General features: G+C 63.2%; 13 protein-coding genes and 1 pseudogene. 11 read left to right on the forward strand and 3 right to left on the reverse strand.

Annotated elements, in window-relative coordinates; genetic code table 11:
* Nucleotides 1–37: 37 nt before the first annotated feature.
* Nucleotides 38–1,387, reverse strand: coding sequence for a DEAD/DEAH box helicase (locus tag FO488_RS18575; RefSeq protein WP_149211930.1), 1,350 nt, complete (start codon nt 1,385–1,387; stop codon nt 38–40).
* A gap of 399 nt (nt 1,388–1,786) precedes the next feature.
* Between FO488_RS18575 and mtnP the strand changes: the two genes are divergently transcribed.
* The 11 genes and pseudogenes from mtnP (at nt 1,787) to FO488_RS18630 (ending at nt 11,654) form a co-directional block, all read left to right on the forward strand.
* Nucleotides 1,787–2,653, forward strand: coding sequence for an S-methyl-5'-thioadenosine phosphorylase (gene mtnP, locus FO488_RS18580; RefSeq protein ID WP_149211931.1), 867 nt, complete (start codon nt 1,787–1,789; stop codon nt 2,651–2,653).
* Nucleotides 2,654–2,683: 30 nt separating this feature from the next.
* Complete coding sequence (locus FO488_RS18585; protein WP_149211932.1) at nt 2,684–3,607, forward strand: PfkB family carbohydrate kinase; 924 nt, start codon at nt 2,684–2,686, stop codon at nt 3,605–3,607.
* 112 nt (nt 3,608–3,719) lie between these two features.
* A complete protein-coding gene (locus FO488_RS18590) occupies nt 3,720–4,442 on the forward strand; it encodes a lipopolysaccharide assembly protein LapB (protein ID WP_240732053.1) in 723 nt (240 codons plus the stop codon).
* 55 nt (nt 4,443–4,497) lie between these two features.
* Nucleotides 4,498–5,370 (forward strand): helix-turn-helix domain-containing protein, encoded by an 873-nt coding sequence (locus FO488_RS18595; RefSeq protein WP_205743309.1) that lies wholly within the window; start codon nt 4,498–4,500, stop codon nt 5,368–5,370.
* A 58-nt stretch (nt 5,371–5,428) separates the two neighbouring features.
* Nucleotides 5,429–6,175 carry a GAF domain-containing protein gene (locus tag FO488_RS18600; protein WP_149211935.1) on the forward strand — a complete coding sequence of 249 codons (747 nt, stop codon included), beginning with the start codon at nt 5,429–5,431 and terminating at the stop codon, nt 6,173–6,175.
* 55 nt (nt 6,176–6,230) lie between these two features.
* Nucleotides 6,231–6,599, forward strand: a complete 369-nt coding sequence (locus FO488_RS18605) for a response regulator (protein WP_149211936.1) — start codon at nt 6,231–6,233, stop codon at nt 6,597–6,599.
* 49 nt (nt 6,600–6,648) lie between these two features.
* Nucleotides 6,649–7,101 carry a universal stress protein gene (locus FO488_RS18610; protein ID WP_149211937.1) on the forward strand — a complete coding sequence of 151 codons (453 nt, stop codon included), beginning with the start codon at nt 6,649–6,651 and terminating at the stop codon, nt 7,099–7,101.
* Nucleotides 7,102–7,142: 41 nt separating this feature from the next.
* The gene (locus FO488_RS18615; RefSeq protein WP_149211938.1) at nt 7,143–8,333 is read left to right on the forward strand and encodes a response regulator; all 1,191 of its coding nucleotides are present in this window, start codon (nt 7,143–7,145) and stop codon (nt 8,331–8,333) included.
* A gap of 94 nt (nt 8,334–8,427) precedes the next feature.
* A complete protein-coding gene (locus FO488_RS18620; protein ID WP_149211939.1) occupies nt 8,428–8,826 on the forward strand; it encodes a response regulator in 399 nt (132 codons plus the stop codon).
* 3 nt (nt 8,827–8,829) lie between these two features.
* Nucleotides 8,830–10,415: pseudogene (locus FO488_RS18625) on the forward strand (NAD(P)/FAD-dependent oxidoreductase).
* A gap of 129 nt (nt 10,416–10,544) precedes the next feature.
* Nucleotides 10,545–11,654: a 3'-5' exoribonuclease YhaM family protein gene (locus FO488_RS18630; protein WP_149211940.1), complete on the forward strand. Its 1,110-nt coding sequence runs from the start codon at nt 10,545–10,547 to the stop codon at nt 11,652–11,654.
* 220 nt (nt 11,655–11,874) lie between these two features.
* Here FO488_RS18630 and FO488_RS18635 read toward each other — a convergent pair whose 3' ends face one another.
* Both FO488_RS18635 and glp read right to left on the reverse strand, forming a co-directional pair.
* Complete coding sequence (locus FO488_RS18635; protein ID WP_149211941.1) at nt 11,875–12,732, reverse strand: deoxyribonuclease IV; 858 nt, start codon at nt 12,730–12,732, stop codon at nt 11,875–11,877.
* The gene (glp, locus tag FO488_RS18640; protein ID WP_149211942.1) at nt 12,729–13,955 is read right to left on the reverse strand and encodes a gephyrin-like molybdotransferase Glp; all 1,227 of its coding nucleotides are present in this window, start codon (nt 13,953–13,955) and stop codon (nt 12,729–12,731) included. Before glp ends, FO488_RS18635 begins: the two co-directional genes overlap by 4 nt.
* Between the last annotated feature and the right edge of the window lie 99 nt (nt 13,956–14,054).

Here is a 14,054-nt window from a genome sequence, read left to right on the forward strand (position 1 = left end):
GAGGATGGCGGCAAGATGGCTGTTTTTCAATAACCTCCTAACGAGGTTCGGACGGCGCCCGTCTGCTGCGATACTCCACCACCGGCTGGTGGCCCGGTGCACGACGCGGCTTGGCGGCGGATGACTTCCCGGCGTTATTCCACGGTTTTCCCTGACCCTGGGAGGCGTTGGACTTGCCGCCAGGTTTGGAGAAACGGTTCCCTCCCGGGCCTCCCGGCCGTTTTGCACCTCCCGAACTCCGCCGCAGGACGGCCAGCGGGGCCAGCCCTTCGATATTCTGCTCCGGCAGCCGTTTGCCGATGAAGCGCTCGATCTTTTCCAGATAACTCACTTCAGACCGGGAAACAAAGGAGATGGCGATGCCGGAAGCGCCGGCGCGGCCGGTGCGACCGATGCGGTGGACATAGTCCTCGGCGAAGCGCGGCAGGTCGAAGTTGATCACGTGGCTGATCCCGGTGACGTCCAGGCCGCGTGCGGCCACGTCGGTGGCCACCAACAGGCGGATGCCGCCGCGGCGCATGCGCTCGATGGTCTTGTTGCGGGCGATCTGGTTCATGTCGCCGTGCAACGCCGCGGCCTGGTGGCCGTTGCGGGACAGTTCGCGCGCCAGTTCGTCGGCATCGCGTTTGGTGGCCGAGAAGATAATGGCCCGGGTGAGCGTCTGGTCACTGACCAGATGGTTGAGGAGTTCCTTCTTGTGGTGAAGGTTGTCGGCCACGTGCAGGCGCTGCTCGATCAGGGCGTGGGAGGCGGTGCGCACGGCCAACTCCACCCGTTGCGGGTTGCGCAGCATGCGCTCCGCCATCCTGCTGACGGTGGCGTCCATGGTGGCGGTGAACATGAGGGTCTGGCGGTCCGCAGGGGCGCGGGCCACGATCTTCTCCATGTCCTCGCTGAATCCCATGTCCAGCATGCGGTCGGCCTCATCCAGGATCAGCATCTCCAGGCGGTCCAGGCGGACGCTGCCGCGCTCCAGGTGGTCCAGCAGGCGCCCCGGCGTGGCGACGATGATGTCCACCGGCGCGGAGAGCAGGCGCAGCTGTTCGCGATAGGGCATCCCGCCCAAGAGCGTGCCGCAGCGGGGGCGAAAACCGCGGCCGTAGGCACGGGCGGCGTCCATGACCTGGCCCGCCAGTTCGCGGGTCGGGGTGAGGACCAGGATGCGGGGGCCCTTGCCCGGTACGGTGGAGGGCGCGGTCAGGCGTTGCAGGGCCGGCAGTACGAATGCGGCCGTTTTACCGGTTCCGGTTTGGGCCGTGGCGATCAGGTCGTGGCCGGCCATGGCCAGCGGTATGGATTGTTCCTGCACGGGTGTGGGGGTCGCGTAGCCGCAGTCGGCCACCGCCTTGAGGATGGCCGCGTTGAGGCCCAGTTCGTCAAACGTCATTGAGTCTATTCCTTTTCTGTGGTGTAGAGACAGGCGCGCGCGGGCCGCAGGATCAACCGGAATGATCCATGGACAAGACGGCAGTGCCGTGCGGCAGACATAATCTTCGCCTGCCAAAGGGTCTGCTTGGTTCAATGGGATAATTGAATGCAGGAGGGGCAGAATGCGATGATCAAAAGAAAAACGACGGACACCATGCCGTCGTTTCGGGTGTAAGTCTTTCGCCAGCATAAAGGTCTTGACGCAGAAAGGCAAGCACTAAATTTCGCCGGCGGGAGGCGGGCCCTATGGGGAGCCGCCCGGAAAGCGGCATTGGTGGAAAAAACGGTTGAAGTTTATGCCCAAAACACTTACAGTTTACGACGCTTTACCGACGCTATTCGAGAAGGAGCGGGAACCATGAAGGATGCGGCAATCGGGGTTATCGGCGGGAGCGGGCTCTACGAGATGGAAGGGCTGGAAGATGTCCGGCGGGTGCAGGTGGAAACGCCCTTCGGCACCCCTTCGGACGAGTACGTTACCGGCGTGCTGAACGGCGTGCGGATGGCGTTCCTCCCCCGCCACGGCCGCGGCCACCGCCTGCTCCCTTCCGAAGTCAACTACCGCGCCAACATCTATGGCATGAAAAAGCTGGGGGTGGAGCGGATCATCTCCGTATCGGCCGTGGGCAGCCTCAAGGAGATCATCGCTCCGGGCCACATCGTCATACCCGACCAGTTCATCGACCGGACCAAGGGCATCCGCAAGGATACCTTCTTCGGCGAGGGGATCGTGGCCCATGTGGGGTTTGCCGACCCGGTCTGCCTCGATCTGTCGGAGGCGCTTCATGCGGCGGCCCTCAAGGCCGGGGCGGTCGCCCACAAGGGGGGCACCTACATCTGCATGGAGGGGCCGGCCTTTTCGACCCGCGCCGAATCGTTCATGTACCGCGAGCGCGAGGCGGCGGTCATCGGCATGACCAACCTGACCGAGGCCAAGCTGGCGCGCGAAGCCGAGATCTGCTACGGCATCATCGCCCTTTCCACCGATTACGACTGCTGGCACACCTCCCATGACGACGTGTCGGTCGAGGCGGTGGTTCAGATCATCCAGCAGAACGTCGCCATGGCCAAGGAGATCATCCGCCACGCCGTGGCCGCCATCGACGGCCGGGAACAGAGCTGCCCCTGCGGCAGCGCCCTCCGCTACGCCATCATCAGCGACAGGTCGGTCATTCCGGCTGAAACGAAACAAAATCTCGAACTGCTCATCGGCAAATATCTGTAGCTCGTATTCATAACAAGGAGATGCTTTTCTATGGGAATCGTTGTCGTCGGCACCGTGGCCTTTGATACGGTGGAGACCCCTTTCGGCAGGGGCGAGAATGTCCTGGGGGGCTCGGCCACCTATTTTTCCACCTCGGCCAGTTTTTTTACCGATGTCTCGCTGGTGGCGGTCGTGGGGGAGGATTTCCCCGCGGAGCACGTGAGCTTCCTCCAGTCGCGGGATATCAATACCGACGGTCTGCAGCGGATCCCCGGCAAGACCTTCCACTGGAGCGGCAAGTACGGCTACGACCTGAACGAGGCCCAGACCCTGGATACGCAGCTCAACGTCCTGACGGAGTTCCGCCCCAACCTGCCCGAGTCCTACCGCGATGCCGACTACCTCTTCCTGGCGAACATCGACCCGGACCTGCAGATGGAGGTGCTGGACCAGGTGCGCCGGCCGAAGCTGGTGGCGTGCGATACCATGAATTTCTGGATCTCGTCCAAGCCCGAGGAATTGAAGAAGGTGCTCCGGAAGGTTGACATCGTGGTGATCAACGAGGGGGAGGCGCGCCAGTTCACCAACCAGTCGAACCTGGTCAAGGCGGCCCGCGAGATCATCGCCCTGGGGTGCAAGCGGCTGGTGGTCAAGCGGGGCGAGTACGGGGTGCTGATGTTCACGGCGGACTCCGTGTTTGCGGCGCCGGCCTACCCGCTGGAAGAGGTCTTCGACCCGACCGGCGCTGGCGACACCTTTGCCGGAGGCTTCATGGGGTACCTGGCCAATACGGGCGACCTGTCCGAGGAGGGGCTCCGCCAGGCCATCGTCTTCGGCTCGGTGATGGCCTCCTTCAATGTGGAGGATTTCAGCCTCGACCGCATGAAGCGCCTGGAATACCGGGAAATCGAGGCCCGCTACCGGAGCTTCAAGGCGTTGACGAGTTTCCGGGATATTAGCGAGCTCAAATCGTAACCATTGGATTTATTGACAAGTTTGGATTGTTTTGCTAGTTTTGCCGCGGGGTTGAATACGGTTTGATCGGATGCCCATGAAATTCTGCCGGTTGCACATCGTTTGCCTTCTTATGGCCCTGGCTGTCGCCGGCTGCGCCACCGGGCGCCAGCAGGAGGGGAAGAAGGAGCCGGGCTCCTACCATTACCAGATGGGGCTTTCCTACCTGGGAGAACGCAACTATACCAACGCGCTGATCGAGCTGACCGAGGCGGAGAAATTCGATCCCGAGAACCCGGAACTGCTCTATAACCTGGGCCTGGCCTACCTGGGCAAGAAGCGTTTCGCCCTGGCCGAGCAGAAGCTCCAACAGGCCATCATGCTGAAGCAGAACTACTCCCCGGCCCGTAACGACCTGGGGGTGGTCTATCTCGAACTCAAGCGGTGGGACAACGCCATCCAGCAGTTCAAGATCGTCAAGGACGATATCTTCTACCAGGACAGCGAAAGTGCGGCCATCAACCTGGGGCTGGCCTACCTCGGCAAGGGGGACTACCCCAAGGCGCTCGAGGAGCTGCGGGCGGTGATCGTCGCCAATCCGCGCAATCCCGTGGCCCGGCTTTCCCTGGGCCGGGTCTGGTTTGCCATGGACAAGACCGAGCAGGCTGTCGCCGAATACCGCAAGGCGCTGGAGATCTTCAAAGAGTTCGGCGCCGCGTATTATTATCTCGGTCTGGCCCAACTCAAGCAGAACAACCTTGATGCCGCCAGAAGCTCCTTCAACGAGGTGCTGCGCATCATTCCCGACTCTGAATTGGGACATGCGTCCCTGGGGTATCTGGAGCTTCTCAAGTAGTTTTCATCCGGAAACGGATGGAAACCAAGTAAGCGAGGACTGTTTGTCCGAAACCGTGCACAACGATGATTCCTCTCCCGCCACCCTGGGAGCCGTTCTCAGGCGATGCCGCGAGTACCACGGCATATCCCTCGATGAGGCCGCCGAGGCGACCAAAATGGGCAAGAACTATCTTCAGGCCCTGGAAAACGAACGCACCAAGGAATTTGCCAACCAGGCCTATCTGAAGGGCTTCCTGCGCATCTACGCCACCTACCTCGGCCTCAATCCCGACGACATGATCCGGCTGTATGACAAACAGCAGGCCCAGGGCAGCTCCCTGTCGGCGGCGGCGCACCCCAAAGGGGCTACCGGCGACGCCGAGGCCCCGAAGAAACGCATCTCCCTGCAAAAATTCGCCTTGCCGGCATTTCTGCTGTTGCTGATCATTATCACGGCGAGCATCATCAACCGCTCGGACGCCCCCCCCCGGCGGGAGCAGCCCCCGCCCCAGGCTTCCCTGGCGCCGCCGGCGCCGGCCGTCGCGCCGCAGCCCCCGGTCCTGCCGGCACGTTCCAGCGCCCAGGCGCCGCCCCCGCCGGAGAAAGCGGAAAAGAAGCCGGTTTCCGCCGAGCAGCCCAAGGATGCGCCGCCGCCCGATCCGGGGAGCGCCGCGTCCCAACCGGCCGAGCAGGCGAAAAGTTTCATCGCGCACATGAAAGTGAGCCAGAACGGGACCCTCAGCGTCACCATCGACGGGGCGGTATCCCAGACCTATGATTTGATGGCCGGCGATGCCATCGAATGGAAGGCCGAAAAGAGCATCGCCCTTGAATTGTCCAACGGGGGAGGGGTGGAGGTCGAGATAAACGGCAGACCGCTCAAACCGTTCGGACCCGCCGGGAAGCCGGTTTCCATCGTGCTTGACGCCAACGGCGTCCGGCCGTAGTCCCATGAGTAACTGCGCGGGGCACGAGCCGATCTGAAAACGTTCCAAGGAGAGCACCATGCAGATAGCAGCGCGTTGCCGTAAGTGCGGTAAGGTCATGAGCAGCCAGCGTATCGACAACTACCGGGTCAAGATGACCTGCTCCTGCGGATTTTCCGACTTCCGCACCCAGACGGAAAAGGTCAAGACCGTCAACCCGTTCTACCACAAGGCCAATTTCACCCCCTATGTGGAAAGCGAAAAGGGGAAGATGGTGCTGACCATGCAGCGGGCGAACCGGGAGCACATGGAGATCATCTCCCTGGAAGAGATCAGCATGCTGGTGTCGTCCGATTTCGAGCTCTCCGAAGTGCTGCACATGGTGGCGACCAAGCTGGCCGTGCAGCTCCATGCCAGCGTCTGCAACATCTACCTCCTGGAGGATGGGGAACTGGTGCTGAAGGCCACCTACGGGTACGAGCAGGAAAAGATCGGCCTGATCCGCCTCAAGATCGGCGAGGGGATCACCGGCACCGTGGCCCGGGAGATGCAGCCCATCAACCTGAGCCGTGCCTCCCAGGACCCGCGTTACAAGGTCTTCCCCGAGCTGAACGAAGAGAAATACAACTCCATGCTTTCCTTCCCCATAACCGACAAGAAGGACGTCTACGGGGTCATCAACCTGCAGACCACCTCCATGCGGAGTTTCCCCGAAGACGAGATTTACTTCGTCTCGATCATCGCCAACCTGATCCTTTCGGCCATCAAGCTCCGCCAGAAAGCCGCATCCGCCAAAAACGGAGAGAAAAAGCCCGCGCTTTCTTGACACGGCGGGGCCCCGTGCTAGACTCACAATACGAGTCCAAGGCGGGGAGTTCGCTGTGGTTGAGCAACAAAAACGCATACTGGTGGTCGATGACGAGGAAAACGCCCGTATTGCGCTCTCGAAAATCCTGAGCCGCGAGGGGTACGAGGTGGCGTCGGCCGGCAACGGTTACGAGGCGCTCAATTACCTGCGGGGCAAAGAGGTGGAATTGATCATCACCGACATCAACATGCCGGAGATGAACGGGCTGACCTTTTTGCGGGAACTGAGCAGGAGCCACCCCGACAGCAATGTGATCATGGTCACCGCCTATGGCGAGGTGGAATCGTACATCGAGGCCATGAACCTGGGGGCCTTCGAGTATATCAACAAGCCGGTCAAGATCGACGAACTCAAGAAGATAATCAGGAAAATATTCAATTGATTTTGCACCGGTGCGGCATCTTACTCCATTCACATGAGGGGGTTGTGACATGAAACCGTTCAGCAAGATCCTGACGGCCATCGATTTTTCGGAAAACTCGGATTACGCTTTCGACTATGCACTCACCTTGGCGAAACAGTTCGATTCCCAGCTTGTGGTGCTGCATGTCATCAATGAACCGGTCGATTTGCGCGGCTTTTATGTCCCCCACATCTCCTTCGAACAGTTGGAGAAGGAGATCGAAGAGGGGGCCGAAAAGATGATGGCCAAATTCTGCAGTGCGAAGATGGGCGATTTCACCAACTTCACCACCTCCATCGTCACCGGCATCCCCTACGAAGAGGTCATCCGCACGGCGGAGGAAACGGCCGCCTCGCTGATCGTGCTCGGCACCCACGGCCGTACCGGGATCGACCACCTGATCTTCGGCAGCACTGCCGAGCGTGTCGTCCGCGGGGCTTCCTGCCCGGTCCTGACGATCCGCCTGCCGGCGGAACAATGAACGGTGCGTCCGGCACCTTTGCGGCGCGACGCGCCTAAATCATGGACATCCCCCTTCCCGACAGCAAGGCCGCGGTCGTCGTCATCGACGACGACCCCCATATCCTCGAACTCGCCGGCCTGATCCTTTCCCGCAAAGGGTATCACGTGCTTGCGGCCTCCACGGCCCGCCAGGGGATGGACATCATTGCCGCCCAGGCGCCGGAGCTGGCGCTTCTGGACTACATGATGCCCGAGATGGACGGCCTTGCGACCTTGCGGGAGATCAAGGCGCGCTACCCGGACACCTACGTCATCATGTTCACCGGCAAGGGGAACGAGGAGATTGCCGTCGAGTTGATGAAGGGGGGCGCCTCCGAGTATATCCTCAAGCCGTTCAACAACCGGGACCTGACCGACCGCCTCGACAGCGTCCTGCGCATCCGCGAGATAGAGCTCCACAACAAGGCGCTGCAGCAGGAGCACGTGCGGCTTCTCGAGGAGATCGACACCTGGAACCAGGAGTTGCAGAAGCGGGTCCGGGAGAAGACCGAGGCGCTGCAGAAGGCCCAGTCCGAGATCGCCCAATCGGAAAAGCTGGCCGCCCTGGGCTACCTTTCCGCCGGCATGGCCCACGAGATCCGCAATCCGCTCAATTCCATCTCGCTCTTTGCCCAGCTCATGCGCCAGAACGCCGCCGACCATGAGCAGCGGGAGTACCTGGGCAAGATCCTGAAGGAGATCGACCGGATCGACGTCATCATCTGCAAGCTGCTGGACGCCTCGCGCCGCAGCCGCACCATCTCCTCGGACGTGCAGATCGACCGGGTGGTGGACAACGCCATCGATGCCTTCTCACCCCAGATCGAGGCCGGCAACATCCGCGTCGAGCGTCGCTATCACGGGGTGCCTCCCGCCATCAAGGCCGACCCTGCGGAGGTGGAGCAGATCTTCACCAACCTGTTCCTGAACGCCCTGGACGAGATGCCGGGCGGGGGCCGCCTCGACATAGAGATCTACGAAGAAAACGGCTGGGTGGTGGTCACGGTCGGCGACAGCGGCGGCGGCATCCCCGCCGAGGTCCTGCCCAACATCTTCGAGCCGTTTTTCACCACCAAGTCCCGGGGCACCGGCATGGGACTGCCGGTGGTCCAGCGCATCGCCCGCATCTACCAGGGGACCGTTTCCGTCGAAAAGAGTTCGGCGGAGGGGACGGTTTTCCGCCTGGAATTTCCTGCCGTTGTGCCCGCCTGAAGCGTTAAAATTCCGGGGAGCCCGAGCATTCCACTTTTCTTTTGCACCACAAGTGGGATATAGTTGCCCTTATTTTCCCTTGGACGGGCCAGCCATGAAGGAATCGCGCGGAAAAATCCTGATTATCGACGACGACCCCTTTTTCCAGAAAGTGCTTTCCGACGCCTTCAACGAGAACGGGTTTACCCCCCTCAACGCCAGCGACGGCATCGAGGGGATCAAGGTGTTCCTGGAAAAGGCCCCTGATGCCGTTCTTTCCGACCTGGTCATGCCGCGCATGGGTGGCGTCAGCACCTGCATGGAGATCAGCCGTCTGGCCGGCGACCGGCAGCCGGTGATCGTCCTGTTGACCTCCATGTTCCATGAGCCTCCCCACGAGCATGAAACCCCCGACATGGGGGCCAAGGTGCATATCCCCAAGTCCACCAAAGCGGTGGACATCGTCATCATTGTCGAGCAACTCCTGGGACGGAAGAAGGTGCAGCAAGGCTGACGGATGCCGTTTATCTATCGTAATCTCATGCTCTCGCCCCATGAGGGGGAAGACCGCCTGCCGGCGCTTGTCGCCGCGCAGTTCGGCGTCCCCCGCGCAGCCCTGCACGGGTTCCGCATCCTCCGCAAGGGGATCGACGCCCGCCGCAAGCCGCGCATCAAGGTGATCTACACCGTCTCCTTCTCCCTTGCCGACGACGCGCCCCTTTTGGCCCGCCTCGACCGCGAGCCGGACCTGGAATGGCAACCGGCGCCGGCGCCGGAGGTCTTCCCGACGGTCGGGTCATCCCGGCGGATCGTCATCGTGGGGAGCGGCCCGGCCGGGCTGTTCGCGGCGCTGCGCCTGGCCAGGTACGGCCTGCCGGCCACCCTGGTGGAGCGGGGGCAGCCGGTGGAGCAGCGCAGCCTGGACGTGCAGAAGTTCTGGAAGACCGGGCTCTTGGACCCGGAGAGCAATGTCCAGTTCGGCGAAGGGGGGGCCGGCACCTTCTCCGACGGCAAGCTGACCTGCCGCTCCAAAGACCCTCTGGGCTCCTGGGTGCTGGAACAGATGGCCGATTTCGGCGCGCCGCCGGAAATCCGCTACCTGGCCAAGCCCCATATCGGCACCGACCGCCTGCGCACGGTGGTGGCCGCCATGCGGCGGCACCTCCTGGAGCGGGGGTTCGCCATCCGCTTCGGCTGCCGGCTCACCGACATCGTGACCGCCCGGGGGGCGTTGCCTCGGTCATCGTCAATGACGGGACGGAGCTGCCGTGCGACCTCTTGGTGCTGGCCAGCGGCCACAGCGCCCGGGACACCTACGAGATGCTGGAGCGGCGCCGTGTGCCGCTGGAGCGCAAGGCCTTCGCCATGGGGCTGCGGGTGGAGCACCCCCAGGCCCTGATCGACCGCATTCAGTACGGCGGCCCGCGCCACCCCAACCTTCCGGCGGCCGACTATGCCGTCGCCTGGAACAACGGCGCCACCGGCCGCAGCGCCTATTCCTTCTGCATGTGCCCCGGCGGGGTGGTCATCGGCGGCGCCTCCGAGGAGGGGGGCGTGGTCACCAACGGCATGAGCGGCCAGATGCGGGATACCCCGTTCGCCAACAGCGCCCTGGTGGTAAACGTCACCCCGGACGATTTTAGCGGCGCCGACCCCCTGGCGGGCGTCCGGTTCCAGCGCCACTGGGAGCGCCAGGCCTTCCTGGCCGGCGGGGGCGGCTACCGTGCCCCGGCGAGCAACCTCATGGGGTTTTTGGGGCTGCCGGGCAAAGGGCTGCTCTCGTCCAGCTACCGCCCGGGCATCGTCGAGGCCGACCTGGATACGGTGCTGCCGCGGTTCATCACCCAGACCCTGCGGGAAGGGATCAACGAATTCGGGCGCAAGCTGCGGGGCTTCGTCACCGCTGAGGCCGTGCTGGTGGGCATCGAGTCCCGCACCTCGGCGCCGGTGCGCATCCCGCGCAATGAGCACTACGAGTCGGTGGGGCTGGCGGGGCTCTACCCGGCCGGCGAGGGCGCCGGCTATGCCGGCGGCATCATGAGCGCGGCCATCGACGGCATCAGGATCGCGGACACCATCGCGGCCCGGTTGAAAGGTTGTTGAAAAACAGTCATCTCGCCGATTTTCTCCATGGCCCTCCGCGTTCTCCGTGGTACATGTTGTTTCAGGATGCTTTTCGCTTTCCTGATGAAGTGAGTACAAGGTCGTGTTCGTACGATAAAGGAGCGTCACGTGGCAAAACAATTCGTAGCCGACATCAAGGACCGGGACCCGGTCTCCGCCGTTTTCCTGGTCAAGGAAAAGATCATGGCCATGGCCAAGAACGGCAAACCCTATATGAACCTGCGCCTCATGGACAAGAGCGGCGAGGTGGACGCCAAGGTCTGGGACAACGTGGACGTTCTGGACAAGCTCTTCGAGCGGGACGATTTCGTGCAGGTGCGCGGCAAGGCGTCGGTCTATCTGAACAAGATGCAGGTGGTGGTGGCCGAGATCACCCGGATTCCCGAGGAGGCGGTCAACCTGGCCGACTTTCTGCCCGAATCCCCCCGGGACAAGGACGACATGTCCCGGGAGTTGGATGCGCTGGTGGCCGCCATTGCCGATCCGCACCTCAAGGGGCTCATGGATACGTTCCTGGCGGATGAACCGCTCATGGCCAAGTACCGCACGGCCCCGGCGGCCAAGGGGATGCACCACGTGTACCTGGGGGGGCTCATGGAGCATTCCCTCTCGGTGGCCCGGCTGGTGAAGACCATTGTGCCGTTGTACGAGGGGATCAACGAGGACCTGCTGGTGGTGGGGGCGCTGCTGCACGATGTGGGCAAGATCCACGAGATGAGCTACGAGCGCGCCTTCGACTATACGGACGAGGGGAAGCTTTTGGGGCACATCACCATCGGCGTGGAACTGGTGGAGGACAAGATTCGCACGGTGGAGGGGTTCCCGCGGGAGCTGGCCATGCTGCTCAAGCACATGCTCCTCTCCCACCACGGCCAGTACGAGTACGGTTCGCCCAAGCGCCCCAAGACCGTGGAGGCCACCATCCTCAACTACCTGGACGATATGGACTCCAAGATCAACGGCATCCAAGCCCACATCGCCCGGGAAAGCGCCAGCAGTTCCCGCTGGACCTCCCACCACCGGCTCTACGACCGCTATTTCTTCAAGGGCAACGGCATGGACGGCGAGCAGGAGGTGGTGCATGAGGAGTGCGAAGAGCAGGCGCCGGAGGAGCCGGTCATCCAGCGGGAATCCCCCGTTCGCCCGACGCAGCGGGAGGAAAAGCCGCACTTCAGCAATCAGCCTCTGAAGGCGTTGGAGAACCTGGACCTGTTCTAGTTGGTTGTTGAAAAACAGCCATCGGGCCTTCGTCCTCGAAAGCCCTTTCGTGCGGCGGAGCGCCCCTCATCCTATCCTTCTCCCAAAGGGAGAAGGGATACCGTTACCCTCTCCCTCCGGGAGAGGGTGGCCAAAGGCCGGCTGAGGGCCTCCGCAGGGCTTGTCGAGCGGGTGCGCTGATCTGACTATTTTTGAACAACCTCATTTTTTCAACAATCTGCTATGGCGTTTTCACCAGCCCCCGCAGCACCCCCAGATTGACCCCGTCCATCTCGTCGTTGTCCCCCTTTGGGGTCTCCAGGATCTTGGGGATCTTCGCAAAGCGCGGGTCGTTGAGGATGAAGCGGAACGGATTCAGCCCCAGGGCACCCTGGCCGATGTGGTCGTGCCGGTCCACCCGGGAGCCGAGCCCCTTCTTCGAGTCGTTGAAATGGAAGCATTGCAGGAGCCCCAGGCCGATGATGCGGTCGAACTGGGCCATGGTATCGGCGTACCCCTCATCCGTGGCGGTGTCGTAGCCCGCGGCAAAGGTGTGGCAGGTGTCGAAGCAGACGCCGAATTTGTCCGGGAATTTCGAGCCGTCGATGATGGCCTGCAACTCCTCGAAGGTCCTTCCCAGGTTGGTCCCCTGGCCGGCGGTGGTCTCCAGCAGCACTTTTCCCTCGAATTGGGGGACCTCCCGGAACAACTGGTCGAAAGCCTCGATCACCCGCCCCAGGCCGGCCGCAGGCTCATCCGCCAGGTGCGAGCCGGGGTGCATGACCACCTTGGCGATGCCGAGCCGGGCGCAGGTCTCCAGCTCGTCCCGGAAGGCGGCCAGGCTCTTGTCCCGCACCTCGCCGGGTGCCGCCGCCAGGTTGATCAGGTAGATGTCGTGGGAGATCACCTCGTGCAGGCCGGAGGCGGCGAATTTTTCCCGGAACAGGGCGGCGTCCGCCTCGCTCACCGGCTTGCCCTTCCACTGGTTGGAATTGCGGGTGAAGATCTGCACCACGCCGCAACCGGCGGCAACGGCCCGGTCGATGGCCAGGTGCAGGCCGCCGGAGATGGACATGTGGGCGCCGAGATAGTCGTTCATGGGGCCGCCTCCAGAAGGTCGATGTGGTTCCCGTAAAAATGTGCGTCCACCTCGTCGCCGGCGGCGAACCGGGTGGCCTCGGCCGGCAGCACGGCGATGGCCTCGGCGTCCACCATGGTCTTGAGGATCGCGGTCTGCTGGTTGCCGGCCGACGTGGCGTACCAGCGCCCCTCCTCCCGCTCCAGGCGAAGGCGCACGATCTGGACCTTGCCCGCCTTCTTGCGCACCTCGTCGCGCAGCACGACCTTGAAGAGCGGCCGCAGTACCCGGCCATGCCCCTGCATTGCAAGCAGGGCCGGCCGCACGAACTCCTCGAAGGTGATCATGGTGGAGACCGGGTTGCCGGGGAGGGAGAACACGGGGGTCGTGCCGTGGAGGGCAAAAGCCGTAGGCCCCCCCGGCTTGATGCCGACCTTCCAGAACACCTGCCGCGCCCCCAACTCCTCCAGTACGTCGCGCACCAGGTCCCGGTCGCCGGCCGAAACGCCGGCCGAGGTAATCAGGACGTCGGCCTTCAGCCCCGCCCCCAGTTTTTCCAGGTGGCTCGCCCGCGTATCCCGGGCGATGCCCAGGATGAGGGGGGCCGCCCCCGCCTCCCGCACCGCCGCCGCCAGGGAGATGGCGTTGCTGTTGACGATCTCCCCCGGCCCCGGGGTGGCGCCCAGTTCCACGAGTTCGTCGCCGGTGGAGAGGATCGCCACGGTGGGGCGGCGATAGACCGGCACCAGCGCCTTGCCGAAGCTGGCCAGCATGTTCACCTCCGGCGGACGGATGACCGACCCGGCCCGGAGGAAGGTCACCCCGGCCGCCACGTCCTCGCCCCGGAAACGGATGTGCTGCCCCTGCTGGACCGGCTCATTCAGGGTGACCTCCCGGTCGCCGTTGTCGGTCTCCTCCACCGGCACCACTGCGTCACACCCCTCGGGGGTGGGGGCGCCGGTCATGATCCTGACGGCGCAGCCCGGTTCCACGCGCACGCCGTCGGCCTTGGCCCCGGCCGGCAAAAAGCCGCTGACCCGCAGCGTGGCGGGGGTTGCCGCGCAATCGGCGGACCTGACGGCATAGCCGTCCATGGCCGAGTTGTTCCACAAGGGCATGTCCCACGGTGCGGCCACATCCTCGGCCGCGACGCGGCCCACGGCGTCCAGGAGATGAATCCGCTCCGTGCCGACGGGCGTGACGGAGGACAGGATGACCTTCCGGGCTTCTTCGAATGAAACCATGCAATCCCTCCTGGCAGATGATGGGACCACAATAGCGGGAACACCGCAAAAACACAATATGATTGCTAACCTCGCGGTGATGGGTATAATGACAGACCG

The organism is Geobacter sp. FeAm09 (assembly GCF_008330225.1).
Lineage (GTDB): Bacteria > Desulfobacterota > Desulfuromonadia > Geobacterales > Pseudopelobacteraceae > Oryzomonas.

Coding starts and splice junctions, on each gene's coding strand:
- FO488_RS18610 (WP_149211937.1), top strand. CDS start 6,649: ATGAAACCGTTCAGCAAGATCCTGACGGCCATCGATTTTTCGGAAAAC.
- FO488_RS18585 (WP_149211932.1), top strand. CDS start 2,684: ATGGGAATCGTTGTCGTCGGCACCGTGGCCTTTGATACGGTGGAGACC.
- FO488_RS18615 (WP_149211938.1), top strand. CDS start 7,143: ATGGACATCCCCCTTCCCGACAGCAAGGCCGCGGTCGTCGTCATCGAC.
- mtnP (WP_149211931.1), top strand. CDS start 1,787: ATGAAGGATGCGGCAATCGGGGTTATCGGCGGGAGCGGGCTCTACGAG.
- FO488_RS18590 (WP_240732053.1), top strand. CDS start 3,720: ATGGCCCTGGCTGTCGCCGGCTGCGCCACCGGGCGCCAGCAGGAGGGG.
- FO488_RS18575 (WP_149211930.1), bottom strand. CDS start 1,387: ATGACGTTTGACGAACTGGGCCTCAACGCGGCCATCCTCAAGGCGGTG.
- FO488_RS18620 (WP_149211939.1), top strand. CDS start 8,428: ATGAAGGAATCGCGCGGAAAAATCCTGATTATCGACGACGACCCCTTT.
- FO488_RS18600 (WP_149211935.1), top strand. CDS start 5,429: ATGCAGATAGCAGCGCGTTGCCGTAAGTGCGGTAAGGTCATGAGCAGC.
- glp (WP_149211942.1), bottom strand. CDS start 13,955: ATGGTTTCATTCGAAGAAGCCCGGAAGGTCATCCTGTCCTCCGTCACG.
- FO488_RS18635 (WP_149211941.1), bottom strand. CDS start 12,732: ATGAACGACTATCTCGGCGCCCACATGTCCATCTCCGGCGGCCTGCAC.